Raw genomic sequence first — 14,336 nt, forward strand, 5'->3', positions numbered from 1 at the left:
CGTCCGCGGGGTCTACTTCTACCTGTACGTGGTCGTCGATATCTGGAGCCGCCGCATCGTCGGCTGGGCGCTGTACGACGTTGAATCTGGTGAACTCGCGGCGGCGCTCATCGAAAGAAATTTGTGCTGACAATCCAAGGTGTGATAATCTCCTCTGGCTGCACTCGGACAATGGCGCCGCCATGAAGAGCGCCCCGCTCCTGGCCGAACTGAAGAAGCGCGGCATCTCACCCTCCTTCAGCCGCCCCCGCGTCAGCAACGACAATCCCTACTCGGAAGCCCTCTTCCGAACCCTCAAGTACCGTCCCAGCTTTCCGTCGCGCCCCTTCGTCGCCATCGACGCCGCCCTCACCTGGGTCACTCGCTTCGTCGAGTGGTACAACACCGAACACCTTCACAGCGCGATCAACTTCGTGACCCCCGACGACCGACACCACGGCCGTCACCTCAAAATCCTCTCGGGCCGCAGGCGCGTCTACGAAGCCGCCCGCCGGCGCCACCCGGAGCGGTGGTCCGGCAAGACCCGCAACTGGGACCCCATCCGCGTCGTCTGTCTAAACCCGGAGTACGACAACGGAGCCTCGAAATCCAAGGCGAAGCACGTCTGAATTTCGAGGCGACAACTACCCTGAAACTCACCGGTACCCCGCCTCGTCAACACAGGAAGGCCCGGAAGCGGAAGTTGGCGATCGTGGTGTAGCGGGCGCGCGCCTCGATGCAGCCCATGAACGTCTGCTAGTCTTGGACGTCGTCGCCGAGTTGCCTGCGGAAGAAGCGGAGCAGCGGATCGAAGTGCCGCGAGAACAGCTCCTGACCTGCCGCCGCCCAGCGCTGGAACAGGCTCTCGTTCGCCCTTCTGCTCGCCGCGATCCTCGCCCTCTACCTGCTCGCGCACCTCGGCCCCGACGTCCCCCGGCGTCGTTGCCTCGTCCTCGGGCTTACGCCGAACCAACACGGCCCCGCCCCCACCCCCCGGCCCCAGTCTCCTGCCGTTCACTCCCTCGAACCTGACGCTCGAGGACATCGACATCGGGTCGCTCGGCGACCTCGAGATCGGAGAACTGGACTGGAAGCTCAAGACCAATGAGGAGACGTGGGCGAGCAAGCCCCCGTACGCGTTCCGGCTGCTAGAGCAGGTCGATGGCTCGCGGCTCGTCGTGTACGTCGTCCGCAACCTGACGATTCGCCTCAACGCCTCGCTCGCCGTCACCGGCTCCAGCCTGTGTGCGATCGTCGCCCGCGAACAGATCCGCGTCTACGGCGGCCTCTACGCCGGGTCGGCACGAAGCACGTGCTCTCGGTCGTCACGTCTTTACCGGTCCAGCCGCTAGTAAAACTGCTTGACGATATCCGGTGGGGTCCTCGGGGAGAACCGCGGCGTGCGGCGGCCCTCCCCTTCGGCATCACAGGGGCAGGTCCCGCGCGGGTTACTTGGTCCAGCGAATCGACGAGGTCCGGTTCTGCAGGGCCGCACCGATGTACCAGCAGGAGGTGCCGCAGTCCTTCATGGCGCCGCCGAGGTACTTGTCCTCGTAGTGGTACGAGTGCTTGCAGCCGGAGTAGGCCCGGGCAGAGGAGACGGTGTTGTCCCACCAGGGGTCGCTAAACTTGTTGAGGGTGATGGTCGCGGTCAAGCACGACGCGGTCGCCGTGACCGTCAGCGACTTGCCGCCCCAGTTGTCGTACTGGTACTCGACGCCGGCGACGTACGTCGTGGCGCTGGGGTCCCGAGGCGCACTCGCGATCGTGTCGGGCCCATAGGTCTCGGGCGTGGCGTCGTCGGCGAGCTGCTCACCGGTGGCGAAGAAGATCGCCTCCGAGAAGCGCGAGAAGCAGGTCATCTCGCTTTCGACCGCGGGGACTTCGTCCGGGTCCATGTCGGGAGCAACCTGAGCCTCGACGACGCCATCGGGGACGACCGTGGCTTCGACGACGCAGTGGCGGGCCTCGGCCGGGGCCGCGGCGAGGTCCTTGCCTCCGGGGTCGGCGCGGGGCTCGTCGCGCTCGTCGTCGATCGCCTCGGGCGCGTCGCGCTCGTCGTCGAACGCCGCGGGCGCGTCGCGCTCGTCGTCGAACGCCCCCGGATCGTCGAGGTCGATCAAGCCGTCGTCGGCGTCGCAGCCGAGCGTGAGGAGGTTGAGGAAGAACAGGGTGGTGATTCGGTGACCGAGGTTCATCATGCCGGTGAAGTACCGGGCGGACGCGGAACGATCCTCGGCCTAGCGAAAGTCTGCCGCGACGCTCCGACGCGTTCCGGGGCTTACCAGGTCTGGAAGGCGGTGGTGCGCCAGAGGGGTAGGCCGGCGAGGAAGATCGAGGAGCGTGCCCGTAGCCTAACTGACCGAACTGGTTTCCTTGACGGGCGCTCGTCCCTGCACAGTGGAGGGCAGAGACCTGCGCGTCTGGCTGCGGCCTGCGGGTCCATCAGCGATCACAGGCCGTCGAGCGGATCGTTAACGTTCTTCTTGACGATGATGCCCTTCATCTTCCCGTCGTCGCCGGTCTTGGTCTGGACGCGCTTCTTGGTCTGCTCTTTGGAATTCTCGGCGATCTGGGCGTTGAGGGCCGCCTTCTCTGTGAGCAGACGCTGCAGCTCGGCCGCGTCGGTGACGTTGTTGAGCTTGTTGTCCAGCGCCTGCTTCTCCATCGCGAGACGGTGTTCCTCATCCTTGAGGGCCCTTAACTCGGCCATCAGGCCTTCCATGGCCGCCTTTTGCTCGACGTCCTTCTTTTCCTGGGCGACCTTAGCGCGGTCCTGCTCGGCCTGGCTCGCCTTCGGAATCGGTGGGTGAGGTCTGTCCTCAAATGGCGTTTCCGTCGGCGTATCGATTGACGACAGACCCAGCTCGACTCTGAAGACATAGACGGTCAGGGATATGAGAACGAGGACCACGAAGATCGTCCGCCATGTCCTGTCATCGGACTTGATTATGACGATGGGCGGGGTGTCGACAGGTTGCGTGCGGATCTTGCCGGGTGGCGGAGGCGGCGGCGGCGGCGGGAGCTCGCGCAACATGAATTCTGCTCGTTGCGTAATGCGATGCGCACGAGTCTGCCGGACTCGTCTTCGAGGCTGTGACCCGCGGCCAGGAAGGCTTCACCGACGCTTACCCCGGGCGCGAGGCTGGCGTAGAACCTCGAGGAGAACGCGCGGGCGTGGTCGATGCGGATCCTGTCCCGCCACGCGATGGCGCCCAGGATCGTCGTCCGCGGGCTGTCCGTTGGTCGGCGCGACGGTCGATGGCTCTCGACCAGCGCCGCGGCGAGCGCGGCCGACTTGCAGACGTTGAGCAGGACCAGGCGGGCAGACGGGCAGTGGACGGCGAACACGTGGACCAGCCACTCTGCCTCTACCAGACTCGATTCGCCGAACTCGTCCTCCAGTATCAGGCCCTCTTCGGTCCCGTGGCAGATGAAATGCACGATCTCGGGTTGAACTCGCCGGAGCGCCTCGACTAATGCCATCGATTGGCGCGGTAGACGATCGCCTCTTGAATGTGAGCCTCGCGGTCAGCAAGGCCGCCTGGATGGCGCCGAGCTCCCTTGTGTTTTCGGTGGCCGACTGGTCGCTCGGCTCGGACGTGATGATGAGAAGGCGGATCTCGGGGCTGCTCATGATGAACCGTCCAACGGGTAGTTTGCTGGAGCCCACCGGTAAAGTCGATGTTTTCGGGCTTACGCAGGCTTCGGGATTACCCACGCCGAACCGTGGACCACAGCCAGCCGACATGGTTGCAGAGTCACAGGCGGAGGATCGATCGCCGGGGTCTCCACGGGGTCGTCGCCGTCGAGATATCCCGTGCGGTCCCCGACCCGCGCGAGCAGCTTGCTGATGTCGGGGACCTCGGCGGCGAGGCTGCGCAGGTCGACCGGGACATGGGTGGCGACCACCGCGAACGCGATCGGCTGGGCCTCGGTCGCCGGGATGTCGGCGGGCCAGCTCAGCGGGAGGCCGAGGAGCCGGCCTCGTCCCGCGGTCCTGGCCGAGCACGTACGCCTTATTCACGCCGAGGTACACGCCCTGCGGCTCGGATGCCGTCCACACAGCGATCGAGCGATCGACGCCGACGCCGACGACCGACACGTAGATCGGCCGGTCACCGGTCTGGGAGATTTGAATGTAGATGCGGTCGTCGGCGCGGAGCCCGCGCCGGTGATCGGCAGCGGCTCGGGTACGGCTTCGGCGAGCGGGTCGCTCCCCGGTCCGCCGCACGCGACCCCACACGATCGCCGGCGCGGCGAGGAAGCTGTCGCCCTCGCCGCTGCGCAGGGCGAGCAGCTCACGCACGCGGGCGAGCAGCTCGAGCACACGGATGACCGGACGGGTCTCGCGGGATGGATCCGCGAAGTTCGGGTAGCTGCGAACAAGGACGCTTCGGTCGTCGCGCAGCTCGAGCGTGTCCTCGGCGGTCAGGGTCACGCTGGCCAGCGGCGACTCCTCGTCGCTGGCCACGGCGAGGCGCGGCGAGGCGTCGATGGCGGCCGCCAGCGCGGCTCCCAGAGGCCCGCCGCCGACCAGGGACGCGCTCTCGGATCTCCTTGCCGACAGCGTCCCACGTCGGCAGCTCGCCGCCTCGCTCGGCGCGGAGGATCTTCACGAACTCTGCGGTGAGCAGCCCGCCCCTGCTGCCATCGCGCGCGTCGGTGTATTCGTAGGCGGTCTGGTTGGCGGCGCAGGCGACCAGACGGACCGCGTTCGGGTTGCCCTCGATCGCGGCGCGCCGGTCGAGCGCGTAGCCCTGCGCGCGCAGCCAGGCGACGTATCTCGTGACGTCCCCCGCCCACGGCGCGGGGATCGACCGGGCCCGGTACGTGATCTGCTCGCCGCCCAGAGTGCCGCCTGTGGAATGGCAACAGTCCAGGACCACTGCCACGTTCGGGGTGATCGTCGTGACCTCGGCCACCAGCGCCGTCAGCTCGGCGCTAAAGATGCCGCGGAAGTTGCCGAGCGCGTGGTCGGTGGGGACGATGTATTGAAAGTATCGCGGCTCCGCGACGGTCGGCTTGCCGCCATCGCCAGGCATCACCGCGTTCTTGTTGAAGGCGAGCCCGCCGTGGCCGGTGTAATACACGAGCACCGCGTCGCCGCGGGCGGTCTCGGCGATGAGCCGCCGCAGCGCGGCGAGGATCCCGTCACGCGTCGCGTCTGGCCCCTGGATCGTCCGTCGGATGTTGAACCCGTGGAGCTCCAGCGCCGCGTCGACCCGCACGAGGTCCGACTCGACGCCGGTGAGCTCGTGGGTCCGGCAGCCGATCAGGAGGGCGCGACGCATTGGTCAAACGCTCTTCTTGAGCTCCGGCTCGTGCTTGGGGACGTCGGTCGGAGCGAAGGGATCGGGCTTGCCGGGCTTGCGAATGATGATGATCGCGGTGGCCTTCGCTGGGACGGCCTCTGGATCCGCGGCGGTCAGATCGAGGTTGACCTCGATCCGACCGGGCTTCGTGAACTTCGACGACTCGACGTGGCCGTCGGCGCTCGCCCACGGCTGCACCTTCGCTTCGTCCTCGAATGCCGAGGTGGCGCTGAACGTGTAGGGCTGCCGGCAATTCGCCGGGCCGTCGATGCGCACGACCAGGGACTGCGGATATTCGATGTCGACCACCCACTCGTGGTTGTCATCCTGCTTGACGGCGTTCGATGTCAGGTCAAGGTGGTCGCCGTTGGCGGTCGAGGAGAAGGTGAGGACGACGGTCTCGCTATTATTCGCGGTGTCCTGGGCATTCGCGGGGCTCCGGTTCGAGGTCGGAGAGAAGGGTCGTACGAGTGCTCGGTCAGCCAGAGGTCGACCTCGGCCGCGAGCGCGGGGTTCTGGACCCGGCGATAATATTCGCCAGCCGAGTGTGCCAGAGTTCGGGCGCGCGCGCGATCGCGGGTGGGTAGCGAACGCGCGAGGAGGAACTCGATCTCGGCCCTCAGCGCCGCGTCTCCGTCGATCGGCAGGATCGCCAGCGCCTCGGCGAGCGCCGGCTCGGCGAGCGCCGGGTGTCCCTCGAGCAGGTGGGATCGTCTGAGCCCCGTCAGGAGATACGGGCGGTAGCCCGCGAACGACGTTTCATGCGCGCGGAGGATGTCGTCCACCGCCGCGAAGTCGGCCCGCGCCGCGGAGAACCGGCGCATGTCGGTGTACAGCCCGCCCCGGTTGAACAGAAGGGCCAAGCGGACCTCTGCCGAGGGGGCCGGCGAGGACGCGAGCAGGCCCAGGCCGGCGTCGAACGCGGCCAGAGCGGCGGCGTGGTCCTCGCGGTCGCGCAGGGCCACGCCGAGGTGGTCGTGCATCTCGGCGACCTCGGCAGGGTCAGCCATGCCCGTGGTTGTCAGGATCTCGAGGGCACGGCGTGCGTGGGTCAACGCCTCGTCGGACTGGCCGCGTCGTGTCCGGATCTCGGACAGGAGGTGATGCACGCGCGCCAGCAGCACGGCGTCGTCGGGTTGGCGCTGGACGATGTCCAGCGCCTCGCTGCAGCCGGCTAGTGCCTCGTCGAGCTCGCCGTGGTGCATGAGCTCCGCGGCCTCGGCGTACAGCATCTCGGCGACCCGTGGGTGATCGGGGCCGAGGAGGTCGACGAGGATCCGCCGGCTCTCGCGGTAGTGGGCGATGCCGCCGCGGACATCACCGAGCGCGCTGACGACGTTCCCGAGGTTCTGGTGCGACTCCGCGATCCAGATGCGGGCCTCGTCGCCGCCGGCTTGTAGCTCCTCACGCAGGGCGAGGGCCTGCTCGTGTAGCGCCCGGGCCTGCTCGTGATCGGCGGCAAGCTCGTGGGCGATCAACCCGCGGTTGCTTAGCAGCTCGGCCCGGCGCCAGGCGTCGCCGTCGATGCGCGCCAGCTTGCCGCCGGCCTGGCGCGCCCACTCGTGGCCGAGGGCCTGCTCGCGGAGCACGAGCGCCGCGAGTTTGGTCAACAGGCTGGCGCTGTCGGCGGCGAGTGTGTCAAGCCCGTGGCGCTCGGCCAGATCGAGGGCCTCGGTGAGCGCGGCGCGGGCGGCCTCGCCATCGCTGAGCAGCCAGTTCGCCCGGCCGAGAGCGACGAGGGCGGCGGCCAGCGATGGCGCGTAGCCGATGGTGCGCGCGCGCTCGACGATCCGCGTCGCGAGGGCCTGACTGTCGCGGATAGTTGCCGGACAGCTCCTGCACGCGGACATCGGCGATCTCCGCGGCGAGCGTCGCCACGGCCACCTCCTGATCGGCGCGGGGCCGCGGCGAACCGTCCGCATGGGCGCACGGCCGCGGGCTCTCGAGACGGGTGGCCGCCAGCAGCGCGTCGGCCACGGCGTTTAGGGCCGGAGCACCGGCGACTGCGCGGGTGACCGCGCCGAGCTCGCGGCGGCGCTGATCGAGGCAGGCCATGCGCGCGTCGTGGAGCTCACCGGACTGTTTGGCCTCGTGAACAGTCGCCCTGCAAATCTCACCGAAAGTCTCCGCCCAGTCTGCGGCGTAGTCATCGAGGAGTCCGCGGATCCGCGTCCATACCTCGACGCTGCGCGGGTCGCCGAGGGCTTCGACGGCGGCCTCGAGCTCCGACTGGCGGTCGTACCAGGTTGCGGCGATCCTCTCTTCAGGAGCGGCGCAGGGGTCCTTTGGCTGCATGGTCGCCGCGCCGAGCGTAACGCCGGCGAGGGCGGCGAGACCAAGGCCGACCGTGAAGCGCCTGCGGCGGGTCTTTCGGGCCCGCTCGTCCGCTTCGGCGCGCTCGTGGGCGCGAAAGTCGAGGGCGGTGATCAGCGCTTCGGCCGAGGACGGTCGCTGCAGCGGATCGGCCTGCAGGGCCCCGCGGAGGACGTCGTCGAGCCAGAGCGGGACGTCGGTGTCCCCGGGCGAGGTCGAAGGTCACCGCGGGTGGCGGCGAGGTAGAGCGCGAGGAGCGTGTCCCCCTCGAAGGGAAGGACACCATACAGCGCCTCGAAGAGGGAAGCGGCGAATGAGAACAGGTCGCTGTGCGGTCCGGGGCCGGCGTTCTCGATCGCCTCGGGGGCCATGTATGCGGGCGTGCCGAAGGCCTCACCGGTGCGGGTCAGCCTGGCCGCGAGCGCGCTGGGGAGCGAGAAGCCCGAGTCGTCGGGGCGGCGCTCGCCCGGGGCGTCCGCGAGGCAGGCGAGCCCGAAGTCGGCCAACATGACCTGACCGTCGACGCCGACCAGGACATTGTCAGCCTTGAAGTCGCGGTGAACGAGGCCCGACGCGTGGACCGCCGCGAGGCCGCGGGCGGCGGCGACGTAGAGATCGACGACGGCCCGCCAGGGCTTCCCCTGCTGGGCCTGGCGGAGTGTGGTGCCGCTGACGCGGCGCATGACGACGTAGCGGGCTCGGTCGGCGACGCCGGCGTCGTAGACCGGGACAATGTTGGGATGGGCGAGCCGCGCGAGCGCCTGGGCCTCGCGGCGGAGGCGAACGGCCTCGTGCTCGCCATGGCGGCGGTCAGTTGGTGCGAAGGATCTTGATCGCTACTTCGCCCTCGGTGTCCGGGGTCCGGCCGAGGATGACGGTTCCGAAGGCCCCACAACCGAGGATGCGCTCGAGGGTGTACTTGCCGAGGCGCGGTGGCGTCGCGGCGGCGCCGAACAGCTCGCGGGTGCTCTCGTAATAGATGACGGCCGCGACCAGGTCGCGCTGGGCCATGAGATCCGAGCCGCGACCGTCGGCGCCGGCGTCGGTCGTCGCGTCGAGCTGGGCGCCGTCGTCGACGGTGGTGTCCGGCCCGCTTCCGGTTGGAGACGACGCGCGATCCATCGTGCCGATGAGGTACCCGTCGGGGTGGGAACGATCCTGGCTCACTCCGATTCAACCGGGAAGCGGAGCTCGTCGGAGTCCGGCTCGGCCTCACCAGGCGCGAGGCGCGGGAGGTTCGCCTCCCACTGATCGAGGGTGGCATACGTGTGGGTCAGCGCCGCAGCCGGCTGACCGAGGGCCGAGCCGACGAGCTTCCGGAGCGCCTCGAGGCCGCGGCGGAGCCGGCTGCGTACGGCCGGTACGCTGAGGCCGCCGAGGGCGGCCCCCGTCTGGGGCGCGGTCATGTCGACGACGTAATAGAAGTACAGCGCGAGCTGCTGCTCGAGCGGCAGCCGGGTCAGGGCATGGACGAGGGCGGCGGTGTCCTCGCCCTCGCTGATGAGCCTCGAGGGCGACGGCAGCAGCGCGACGATGCTGCTGACGCCGATGACGTGCGCGGGCTGGCCCGAACGGCGGCGGATATGCTTGTAGAGCTGATTTCGCGCGATCGCAAACAGGAACGCCCGGAAGTTGGCGATCGTGGTGTAGCGGGCCCGGGCCTCGATGCAGCCCAGGAAGGTCTGCTGGACGAGATCCTGGACGTCGTCGCCGAGTTGCCGACGGAAGAAGTGGAGCAGCGGATCGAAGTGACGCTTGAACAGCTCCTGGCCGGCCGCGGCGTCCGCGGCGACCCAGCGCTGGAAGAGGGCCTCGTCCGTGGGGTGCGGCGCCGCTGGCGTGACAGACATGAGGCCGAAGGATATCCTCACCCGCGCTCGAATCGAGCGGTTGCGCGCCGTTATTTCCGCAAAATTCGAGTGAGCCGAGGATCGTTCAGGACCCGCCCAGTACTTCACGGGCATGATGAACCTCGACACCCGAATCACCACCCTGTTCTGCCTTAACCTCCTCGTGTTCGGCTGCGACGTCGACGAGAGCCCGGTCGACCTCGACGATGAGCCCCTGGCACTCGACATCGACGACGACGACGACAACGACGACGAGCTCGCGGAGGAGCCCCAAGAGGGCGCCGAGGAGGACCACGTCTCGTTGCGCGGCCACGCGCTCGCGCGGTTGTGGCTGCACGCCTTCCGCCGCCACCTCGCCGATTACCCCGGCGGTGCGTCGCCCGAGGAGCACCGCCTCGCCGACGCGATCGCCGAGGAGGGTCTCGACGACGCCTCTCTGCAGCGCTTTCTCGACCTCGCTGAGGCCAAGATCGAGGTTGACGCGCCGGTCGACGCCATCGCCGCGCTCACGCTCGACGAGCCGGTCACCGGCGATGATCTCGGCGTACCTGCAACCGCTCACGACGCTGTCCGCCGACATCCCGGAGGCCTCGCCCGCCAATTGCCAGAACGCGCCGTTCTCGAAGCTCGGCAACTACCGGCTCAAGCTCGAGGGTATCCGCAGCCTCTCGTGCGCCGGCGACGACGACCCCGAGGGCACCCCCGGCTGCCGGATGGAGGAAGGGTTCATCACCTGGACCCTGTTTACGCCGCAGGCACGGTGGTCGGGGCGCACCAACCTCGAGACGCAGCTCTACCCGGCCTACGGCGCCGACGCGTTCAACACCGGAAACCTCGCGCCGTCGGCGGTCTGGATCAGCGACCACGCGCTGCTACTGTGGCGGGTGTTCGAGAAGGACGGCAGCTTCTACGACGCGGACGCCCTGAAGGCGGCCCAGACCGCCGGCACGGCGATCCACGCGATGATCGATTGGAGCAAGCTGATCCCCGACGAATATCTCGACCCCAACCTGATCGCCAGCTACGACACCCTGTCGCGGGTCGGCATCGGCAGCGACGACGCGTTCGAGCTCGGAGCGGGTGGCGATCTCCGAGACACGCCTGTGGGATATCACCCACGGCTGCGCGAACCCTCCGCCGCGTACCCGTTCGGCGTGCCGAACGGTGACTACCTCAAGAAAGCGCTGCGGACCTATGATTCCGACGCGCACTTCCGGACGTGGATCAGCTTCCTCCGCCAGTAAGCGGCCCTCAATCGGACGCGGCGGCACCGAGCGCATGGAGGCGCCCGGTGTCGCCGTTCTGTTTCGCGCGCTGAAAAGAGACAGATCTAAGACGTGGAAGGCCAGCCCCCACCTCATAGTTCTTTACGATGCCACGCTTCACATCGATACTCTCCGCCCTCATCGTCGCGCTCGAGAGACTCAGGTGACTCAGGTGACTCAGGTGAAGTACTTGAAGAGCAACCAGACGCGTCACCGTCCCTCGAACTTTCGTCGCATCGCCCTGTCATGTCCGTCTCCCTCGTCATCGGCGACGCCAACATCCGCTTCCCTTACTACGGGCAGACGCTCCACGATTTGGTGCGAGGCATGTCGACTGAGGAGGCCGCCAGCCGCGCCGTCGACATGCGCCTGCGGACCCTGGCGAACGTGGCGGATGAGCTGGCCGCTGCGCGAAGACCACCCGCCGCGTCGGAGCATCGTCGACACTTATCCACACCGCATCTGTGTGACCGGCGACATCGGCAAGAACTCGCCGCCGAGGGCTCTGAGCACAAGCACATCTTCGACCGCCGACCCGGCGTCCAGCCCGGCTGGTCGCCTATTTTTGCTTCGTCCTATTTCGGACGAAGGCACACCACGTTGGATTCGAGTCGCAACTTTTGCATGTGTTCGCATCGCAGCACGTAGCCGCGCTGCAGCAGGCATCCGCAGTACACTTCCCTTCAGGCGCAGCAGAAACAGGTGCTGCGCTGCCAAGAAGCGCTCCAGAAACAAAGGTCGCTGAGAGAATTTTCTTCACGGATAACTCCATTCTCTGTACTGTAATCCTATGTATTTGCGATGGTCAAGCGCTGCTCATCGGGCGAGGCCGACGGCGCAGGCCTTCGTGTGAATGAGTTGGACACCGAGGTCGGCGCAGAAGCGGACGTCGCTGTCGGGCTCCTTGAACGCGCCGTCGGTGATGAGGCAGTGGCCCTGCGCTTGCGGGCATGGCGCTTGCCCTGCATCCGCATGCCACGCGTTCGCCCACCGCGAGACCCTGCGCCCGTACAGGCATCCCGAGCTGCTCGCCGAACTCCTGCGCGTCGACCGCGACCTCGCCCCCCTGCACGCCGACCCCGCTGGCACGCGCTGGTCGGCGAGTGACGGCGGCCCACCTCACGCATCATCGAACCAGCGCCACACCTCGGCTTCGAGGTCATGGTGCTGGACGAGCTCCGCTAGCCGCTGCGCGACCTCGCTGGCACTGGCGATGCTCCCCGGTAAGTCGGCCTTAAACCGGGGATCGAGCCGCACCGCGAGCGCCCTACACCAATCCGCCCCGAGCCCTCGCAGACGCTCGAACAGCCGCCACTCGGGCTTGTCGATGGCGTCCTGCAGCTCGAGCACCGCGTGCGGCAAGCGCCCGAACACCCACGCGCAGGCCAGCACCCGCTCGTGCGTGTCGCCTCCGCGGACCTGCACCAGCTCGCGGATACGCGGCCACGGAGCGCCCTCCGTGGCCGCGGCCTGCGCCAACAATCCATCGACCTCGGCGCATCCTCCGCCACACCTTCGCCACGCAGGCGCTCAAGAACGGCGCCTCACTGCGGGAGGTCCAGGCACTCCTGGGCCACACCAACATCGCCACGACGGAGCGGTACCTGCACACCGACTCCGACAACCTCGACCAGGCCATGCTCAGGGTCGCCCGCGGACGCGGGGCCACGAGCAAGGCCGAGCCGAAGCGCGGCCAGGCCCGCGCCACCCGAACCAGGAGAAATCCTGGAGAAACGAAGTCGCCCCCGCCGAAACGGCCGCAGACGCGGTCCAGACGGCCCTGATCGCCATTTGACTTCGACGGCGACGGTATCGCCGACGTGGTCCAGCCGACGAGAATTACCTATACATACTTGCGTATTCCGGTCGACTGGCACACCCGTTCCGCCCGGAAGCTGGCGCGGGGGACCGCGTGGACCAGGCGCGCGCTGCTCCGGGGTCCAGTGAAGTGCACGCTGCCGATGCTCGCTGCGGATGTGGATGTATGTGCCGTGGATCGCCGGAGGGGCGGCTCGATGCGCTCATCAGCCGCAAGCGCGAGACGGTCACGGGCGCTTCGGCTCTTGCTGATGACGAGCCTCGGCGCGGTCATGGGCCCGATGACACCCGGAGGCGCCGCGATCTGTGTCGCCACAGAGAGTCGCGCACACTGCCCCGTTTCATGTCGTGGTGCCCAGGGCGATCTCTCCCGCTGACAGGGCCAGCGGTAGCCGGTAGCCTGGACACTGGGTCCAGACTTGGAGGGGGATGATGGGGCAGGGAACGGGAGTCAGGCGATGAACGCCGTCTCGCCGCTGATGACGGCGGATGAGCTGGCGATGTGGCTGCACTGCACGCGGCGAGCCGTGTACGACCGGGTCTACCGCGGGCAGTTGCCGGGCTCCGTGCGAGTCGGAAGGCGCTTGTACTTCATGCGCGATCGCGTGCTAGGTTGGCTTCGGGAAGGCTCAGAGCAGCGTTCGTGGAGGAGTCCATGAGCGTCAAGATCCGAGAGAGAATCTACAGCGAGACGAACACCGTGACCTGGCAGGCAGACATTCACGTCAAGCTGCTCGACGGACGAAAGATCCGCGAGCGCAGCACGATCCCCGGCGCGACCAGCCGTTCCTCTGCCCTGAAATGGGCGCAGGAGCGGCAGCGCTGGCTGATCCTGCACGGTCACGAAGAGAGAGAGGATAAGTCGGAGGCGCCGGAGATGCCGACGCTGGCGGAGTTCTGCCAGCGCTTCATCGATGAGTACGTCGTCGCCAACCGACTCAAGCCGAGCACGATCGAGAACAAGAAGATGCTTCTTCGCAGCTACCTCGTGCCGATCCTCGGCGAGCGCAAGCTCGACGAGATCAGCGAGGCCGATGTCCAGCGCCTCAAGGCCGGCTTCGCCGAGCTCGCGCCCGCGACCGTCAACAATATCCTCACGCTGCTTTCGACGGTCCTCAAGACCGCGATCGAGTGGGGGGTTATCAAGGCGATGCCGCGGATCCGCAAGCTCAAGAAGGAGGACCAGGGCTTTAGCTTCTACGACGAGGGTACCTTCGAGCGGCTGGTGACAGCGGCGTCGGGCATCGACCCGATGTGCAAGCTCGTGGTGCTGCTCGGCGGCGAGGCGGGCCTGCGTGGCGGTGAGATCGTCGCGCTGCGCCTTCGTCATTGCGATCTCCGGCGTGGCGTCATCCACGTCGACGAGAACGAGTGGCAGGGCCACGTCGGCACGCCGAAGGGCAACCGTGTGCGCCAGGTCGTCATGACCTCGCGGCTGCGGGCGGCGCTGGTCGAGCTCGCGGCGACGCGTGCCGATCGTGACAGTCGCGTGATCGTCCGCGAGGACGGCTCACAGGCCACCAAGCGGGTCGTCGACGGCTGGCTGCTCAAGGCCCAGCGCGTGGCGGGCCTGCCGAAGAAGGGACCGCACGTGTTGCGACATACCTTCTGCTCGCTGCTCGCCGCCTCCGGGGCGGCACCGAGGGCGATCCAGGAGCTCGCCGGGCACCTGCACTCAACCACCACCGACCGTTACCTGCACCTGGCCCCGAGCGCGCTCAAGACCGCGATCGGATTGCTCGAGGCGGCGCGGCACGGACACGTCACGGGCGGAGACGCCCTCCCGAACAACTAAA

Annotated in this window: 17 protein-coding genes and 1 pseudogene; 6 read left to right on the top strand and 12 right to left on the bottom strand. The window is 67.9% G+C overall.

Features of this window, described 5'->3' with window-relative positions:
* The first annotated feature begins 182 nt into the window (after positions 1 to 182).
* Positions 183 to 608: an integrase core domain-containing protein gene (locus IPJ59_RS32035; RefSeq protein ID WP_463673384.1), complete on the top strand. Its 426-nt coding sequence runs from the start codon at positions 183 to 185 to the stop codon at positions 606 to 608.
* An 819-nt stretch (positions 609 to 1,427) separates the two neighbouring features.
* Here the strand turns inward: IPJ59_RS32035 and IPJ59_RS32040 are convergent.
* The 11 genes and pseudogenes from IPJ59_RS32040 to IPJ59_RS32090 all read right to left on the bottom strand — a co-directional run bounded on the left by IPJ59_RS32040 (position 1,428) and on the right by IPJ59_RS32090 (position 10,037).
* Entirely contained in the window at positions 1,428 to 2,180 is a 753-nt protein-coding gene (locus tag IPJ59_RS32040) for a hypothetical protein (RefSeq protein ID WP_293274985.1), read from the bottom strand.
* Positions 2,181 to 2,431: 251 nt separating this feature from the next.
* Positions 2,432 to 3,016 (bottom strand): thioredoxin domain-containing protein, encoded by a 585-nt coding sequence (locus IPJ59_RS32045; protein ID WP_293274987.1) that lies wholly within the window; start codon positions 3,014 to 3,016, stop codon positions 2,432 to 2,434.
* Positions 2,929 to 3,465 carry a CHAT domain-containing protein gene (locus tag IPJ59_RS32050; protein WP_293274988.1) on the bottom strand — a complete coding sequence of 179 codons (537 nt, stop codon included), beginning with the start codon at positions 3,463 to 3,465 and terminating at the stop codon, positions 2,929 to 2,931. The genes IPJ59_RS32045 and IPJ59_RS32050 overlap by 88 nt, the downstream gene beginning before the upstream one ends.
* A gap of 210 nt (positions 3,466 to 3,675) precedes the next feature.
* Entirely contained in the window at positions 3,676 to 3,891 is a 216-nt protein-coding gene (locus tag IPJ59_RS32055) for a hypothetical protein (protein ID WP_293274989.1), read from the bottom strand.
* A gap of 389 nt (positions 3,892 to 4,280) precedes the next feature.
* Entirely contained in the window at positions 4,281 to 5,273 is a 993-nt protein-coding gene (locus IPJ59_RS32060; protein ID WP_293274990.1) for a caspase family protein, read from the bottom strand.
* 3 nt (positions 5,274 to 5,276) lie between these two features.
* Entirely contained in the window at positions 5,277 to 5,603 is a 327-nt protein-coding gene (locus IPJ59_RS32065; RefSeq protein ID WP_293274991.1) for a hypothetical protein, read from the bottom strand.
* A 38-nt stretch (positions 5,604 to 5,641) separates the two neighbouring features.
* A complete protein-coding gene (locus IPJ59_RS32070) occupies positions 5,642 to 7,144 on the bottom strand; it encodes a tetratricopeptide repeat protein (RefSeq protein WP_293274992.1) in 1,503 nt (500 codons plus the stop codon).
* A gap of 576 nt (positions 7,145 to 7,720) precedes the next feature.
* A pseudogene (locus IPJ59_RS32075) lies at positions 7,721 to 8,398 on the bottom strand (serine/threonine-protein kinase); the annotation flags it as partial.
* Between the two features lie 19 nt (positions 8,399 to 8,417).
* Entirely contained in the window at positions 8,418 to 8,729 is a 312-nt protein-coding gene (locus IPJ59_RS32080) for a hypothetical protein (protein ID WP_293274994.1), read from the bottom strand.
* Between the two features lie 41 nt (positions 8,730 to 8,770).
* A complete protein-coding gene (locus IPJ59_RS32085) occupies positions 8,771 to 9,457 on the bottom strand; it encodes an RNA polymerase sigma factor (protein WP_293274996.1) in 687 nt (228 codons plus the stop codon).
* 85 nt (positions 9,458 to 9,542) lie between these two features.
* Positions 9,543 to 10,037 (bottom strand): hypothetical protein, encoded by a 495-nt coding sequence (locus IPJ59_RS32090; RefSeq protein WP_293274998.1) that lies wholly within the window; start codon positions 10,035 to 10,037, stop codon positions 9,543 to 9,545.
* On the opposite strand from IPJ59_RS32090, the gene IPJ59_RS32095 reads away from it, so the two are divergent.
* On the top strand, positions 9,991 to 10,701 hold the full coding sequence (locus tag IPJ59_RS32095) for a hypothetical protein (protein ID WP_293275000.1): 711 nt from the start codon (positions 9,991 to 9,993) through the stop codon (positions 10,699 to 10,701). The two genes, IPJ59_RS32090 and IPJ59_RS32095, sit on opposite strands and share 47 nt — an antisense overlap.
* 267 nt (positions 10,702 to 10,968) lie before the next feature.
* Positions 10,969 to 11,370 (top strand): hypothetical protein, encoded by a 402-nt coding sequence (locus tag IPJ59_RS32100; protein WP_293275002.1) that lies wholly within the window; start codon positions 10,969 to 10,971, stop codon positions 11,368 to 11,370.
* A gap of 471 nt (positions 11,371 to 11,841) precedes the next feature.
* Here IPJ59_RS32100 and IPJ59_RS32105 read toward each other — a convergent pair whose 3' ends face one another.
* Positions 11,842 to 12,201: a hypothetical protein gene (locus IPJ59_RS32105; protein ID WP_293275004.1), complete on the bottom strand. Its 360-nt coding sequence runs from the start codon at positions 12,199 to 12,201 to the stop codon at positions 11,842 to 11,844.
* Between the two features lie 20 nt (positions 12,202 to 12,221).
* Between IPJ59_RS32105 and IPJ59_RS32110 the strand changes: the two genes are divergently transcribed.
* The 3 genes from IPJ59_RS32110 to IPJ59_RS32115 all read left to right on the top strand — a co-directional run bounded on the left by IPJ59_RS32110 (position 12,222) and on the right by IPJ59_RS32115 (position 14,335).
* Complete coding sequence (locus IPJ59_RS32110; RefSeq protein ID WP_293275032.1) at positions 12,222 to 12,506, top strand: tyrosine-type recombinase/integrase; 285 nt, start codon at positions 12,222 to 12,224, stop codon at positions 12,504 to 12,506.
* A gap of 513 nt (positions 12,507 to 13,019) precedes the next feature.
* The gene (locus IPJ59_RS38370) at positions 13,020 to 13,199 is read left to right on the top strand and encodes a helix-turn-helix domain-containing protein (RefSeq protein ID WP_366524740.1); all 180 of its coding nucleotides are present in this window, start codon (positions 13,020 to 13,022) and stop codon (positions 13,197 to 13,199) included.
* Positions 13,196 to 14,335: a tyrosine-type recombinase/integrase gene (locus IPJ59_RS32115; protein WP_293275006.1), complete on the top strand. Its 1,140-nt coding sequence runs from the start codon at positions 13,196 to 13,198 to the stop codon at positions 14,333 to 14,335. Before IPJ59_RS38370 ends, IPJ59_RS32115 begins: the two co-directional genes overlap by 4 nt.
* Position 14,336: the final 1 nt, after the last annotated feature.

The sequence above is a fragment of the Nannocystis sp. genome (assembly GCF_016714285.1).
Classification (GTDB): Bacteria; Myxococcota_A; Polyangia; order Nannocystales; family Nannocystaceae; genus Nannocystis.

Bases quoted from the DNA above. Each gene is read 5' to 3' on its own strand.
- IPJ59_RS32035 (WP_463673384.1), top strand. From the start codon at position 183: ATGAAGAGCGCCCCGCTCCTGGCCGAACTGAAGAAGCGCGGCATCTCA.
- IPJ59_RS32040 (WP_293274985.1), bottom strand. From the start codon at position 2,180: ATGATGAACCTCGGTCACCGAATCACCACCCTGTTCTTCCTCAACCTC.
- IPJ59_RS32045 (WP_293274987.1), bottom strand. From the start codon at position 3,016: ATGTTGCGCGAGCTCCCGCCGCCGCCGCCGCCTCCGCCACCCGGCAAG.
- IPJ59_RS32050 (WP_293274988.1), bottom strand. From the start codon at position 3,465: ATGGCATTAGTCGAGGCGCTCCGGCGAGTTCAACCCGAGATCGTGCAT.
- IPJ59_RS32060 (WP_293274990.1), bottom strand. From the start codon at position 5,273: ATGCGTCGCGCCCTCCTGATCGGCTGCCGGACCCACGAGCTCACCGGC.
- IPJ59_RS32070 (WP_293274992.1), bottom strand. From the start codon at position 7,144: ATGTCCGCGTGCAGGAGCTGTCCGGCAACTATCCGCGACAGTCAGGCC.
- IPJ59_RS32080 (WP_293274994.1), bottom strand. From the start codon at position 8,729: ATGGATCGCGCGTCGTCTCCAACCGGAAGCGGGCCGGACACCACCGTC.
- IPJ59_RS32085 (WP_293274996.1), bottom strand. From the start codon at position 9,457: ATGTCTGTCACGCCAGCGGCGCCGCACCCCACGGACGAGGCCCTCTTC.
- IPJ59_RS32095 (WP_293275000.1), top strand. From the start codon at position 9,991: ATGATCTCGGCGTACCTGCAACCGCTCACGACGCTGTCCGCCGACATC.
- IPJ59_RS32090 (WP_293274998.1), bottom strand. From the start codon at position 10,037: ATGTCGGCGGACAGCGTCGTGAGCGGTTGCAGGTACGCCGAGATCATC.
- IPJ59_RS32100 (WP_293275002.1), top strand. From the start codon at position 10,969: ATGTCCGTCTCCCTCGTCATCGGCGACGCCAACATCCGCTTCCCTTAC.
- IPJ59_RS38370 (WP_366524740.1), top strand. From the start codon at position 13,020: ATGACGGCGGATGAGCTGGCGATGTGGCTGCACTGCACGCGGCGAGCC.
- IPJ59_RS32115 (WP_293275006.1), top strand. From the start codon at position 13,196: ATGAGCGTCAAGATCCGAGAGAGAATCTACAGCGAGACGAACACCGTG.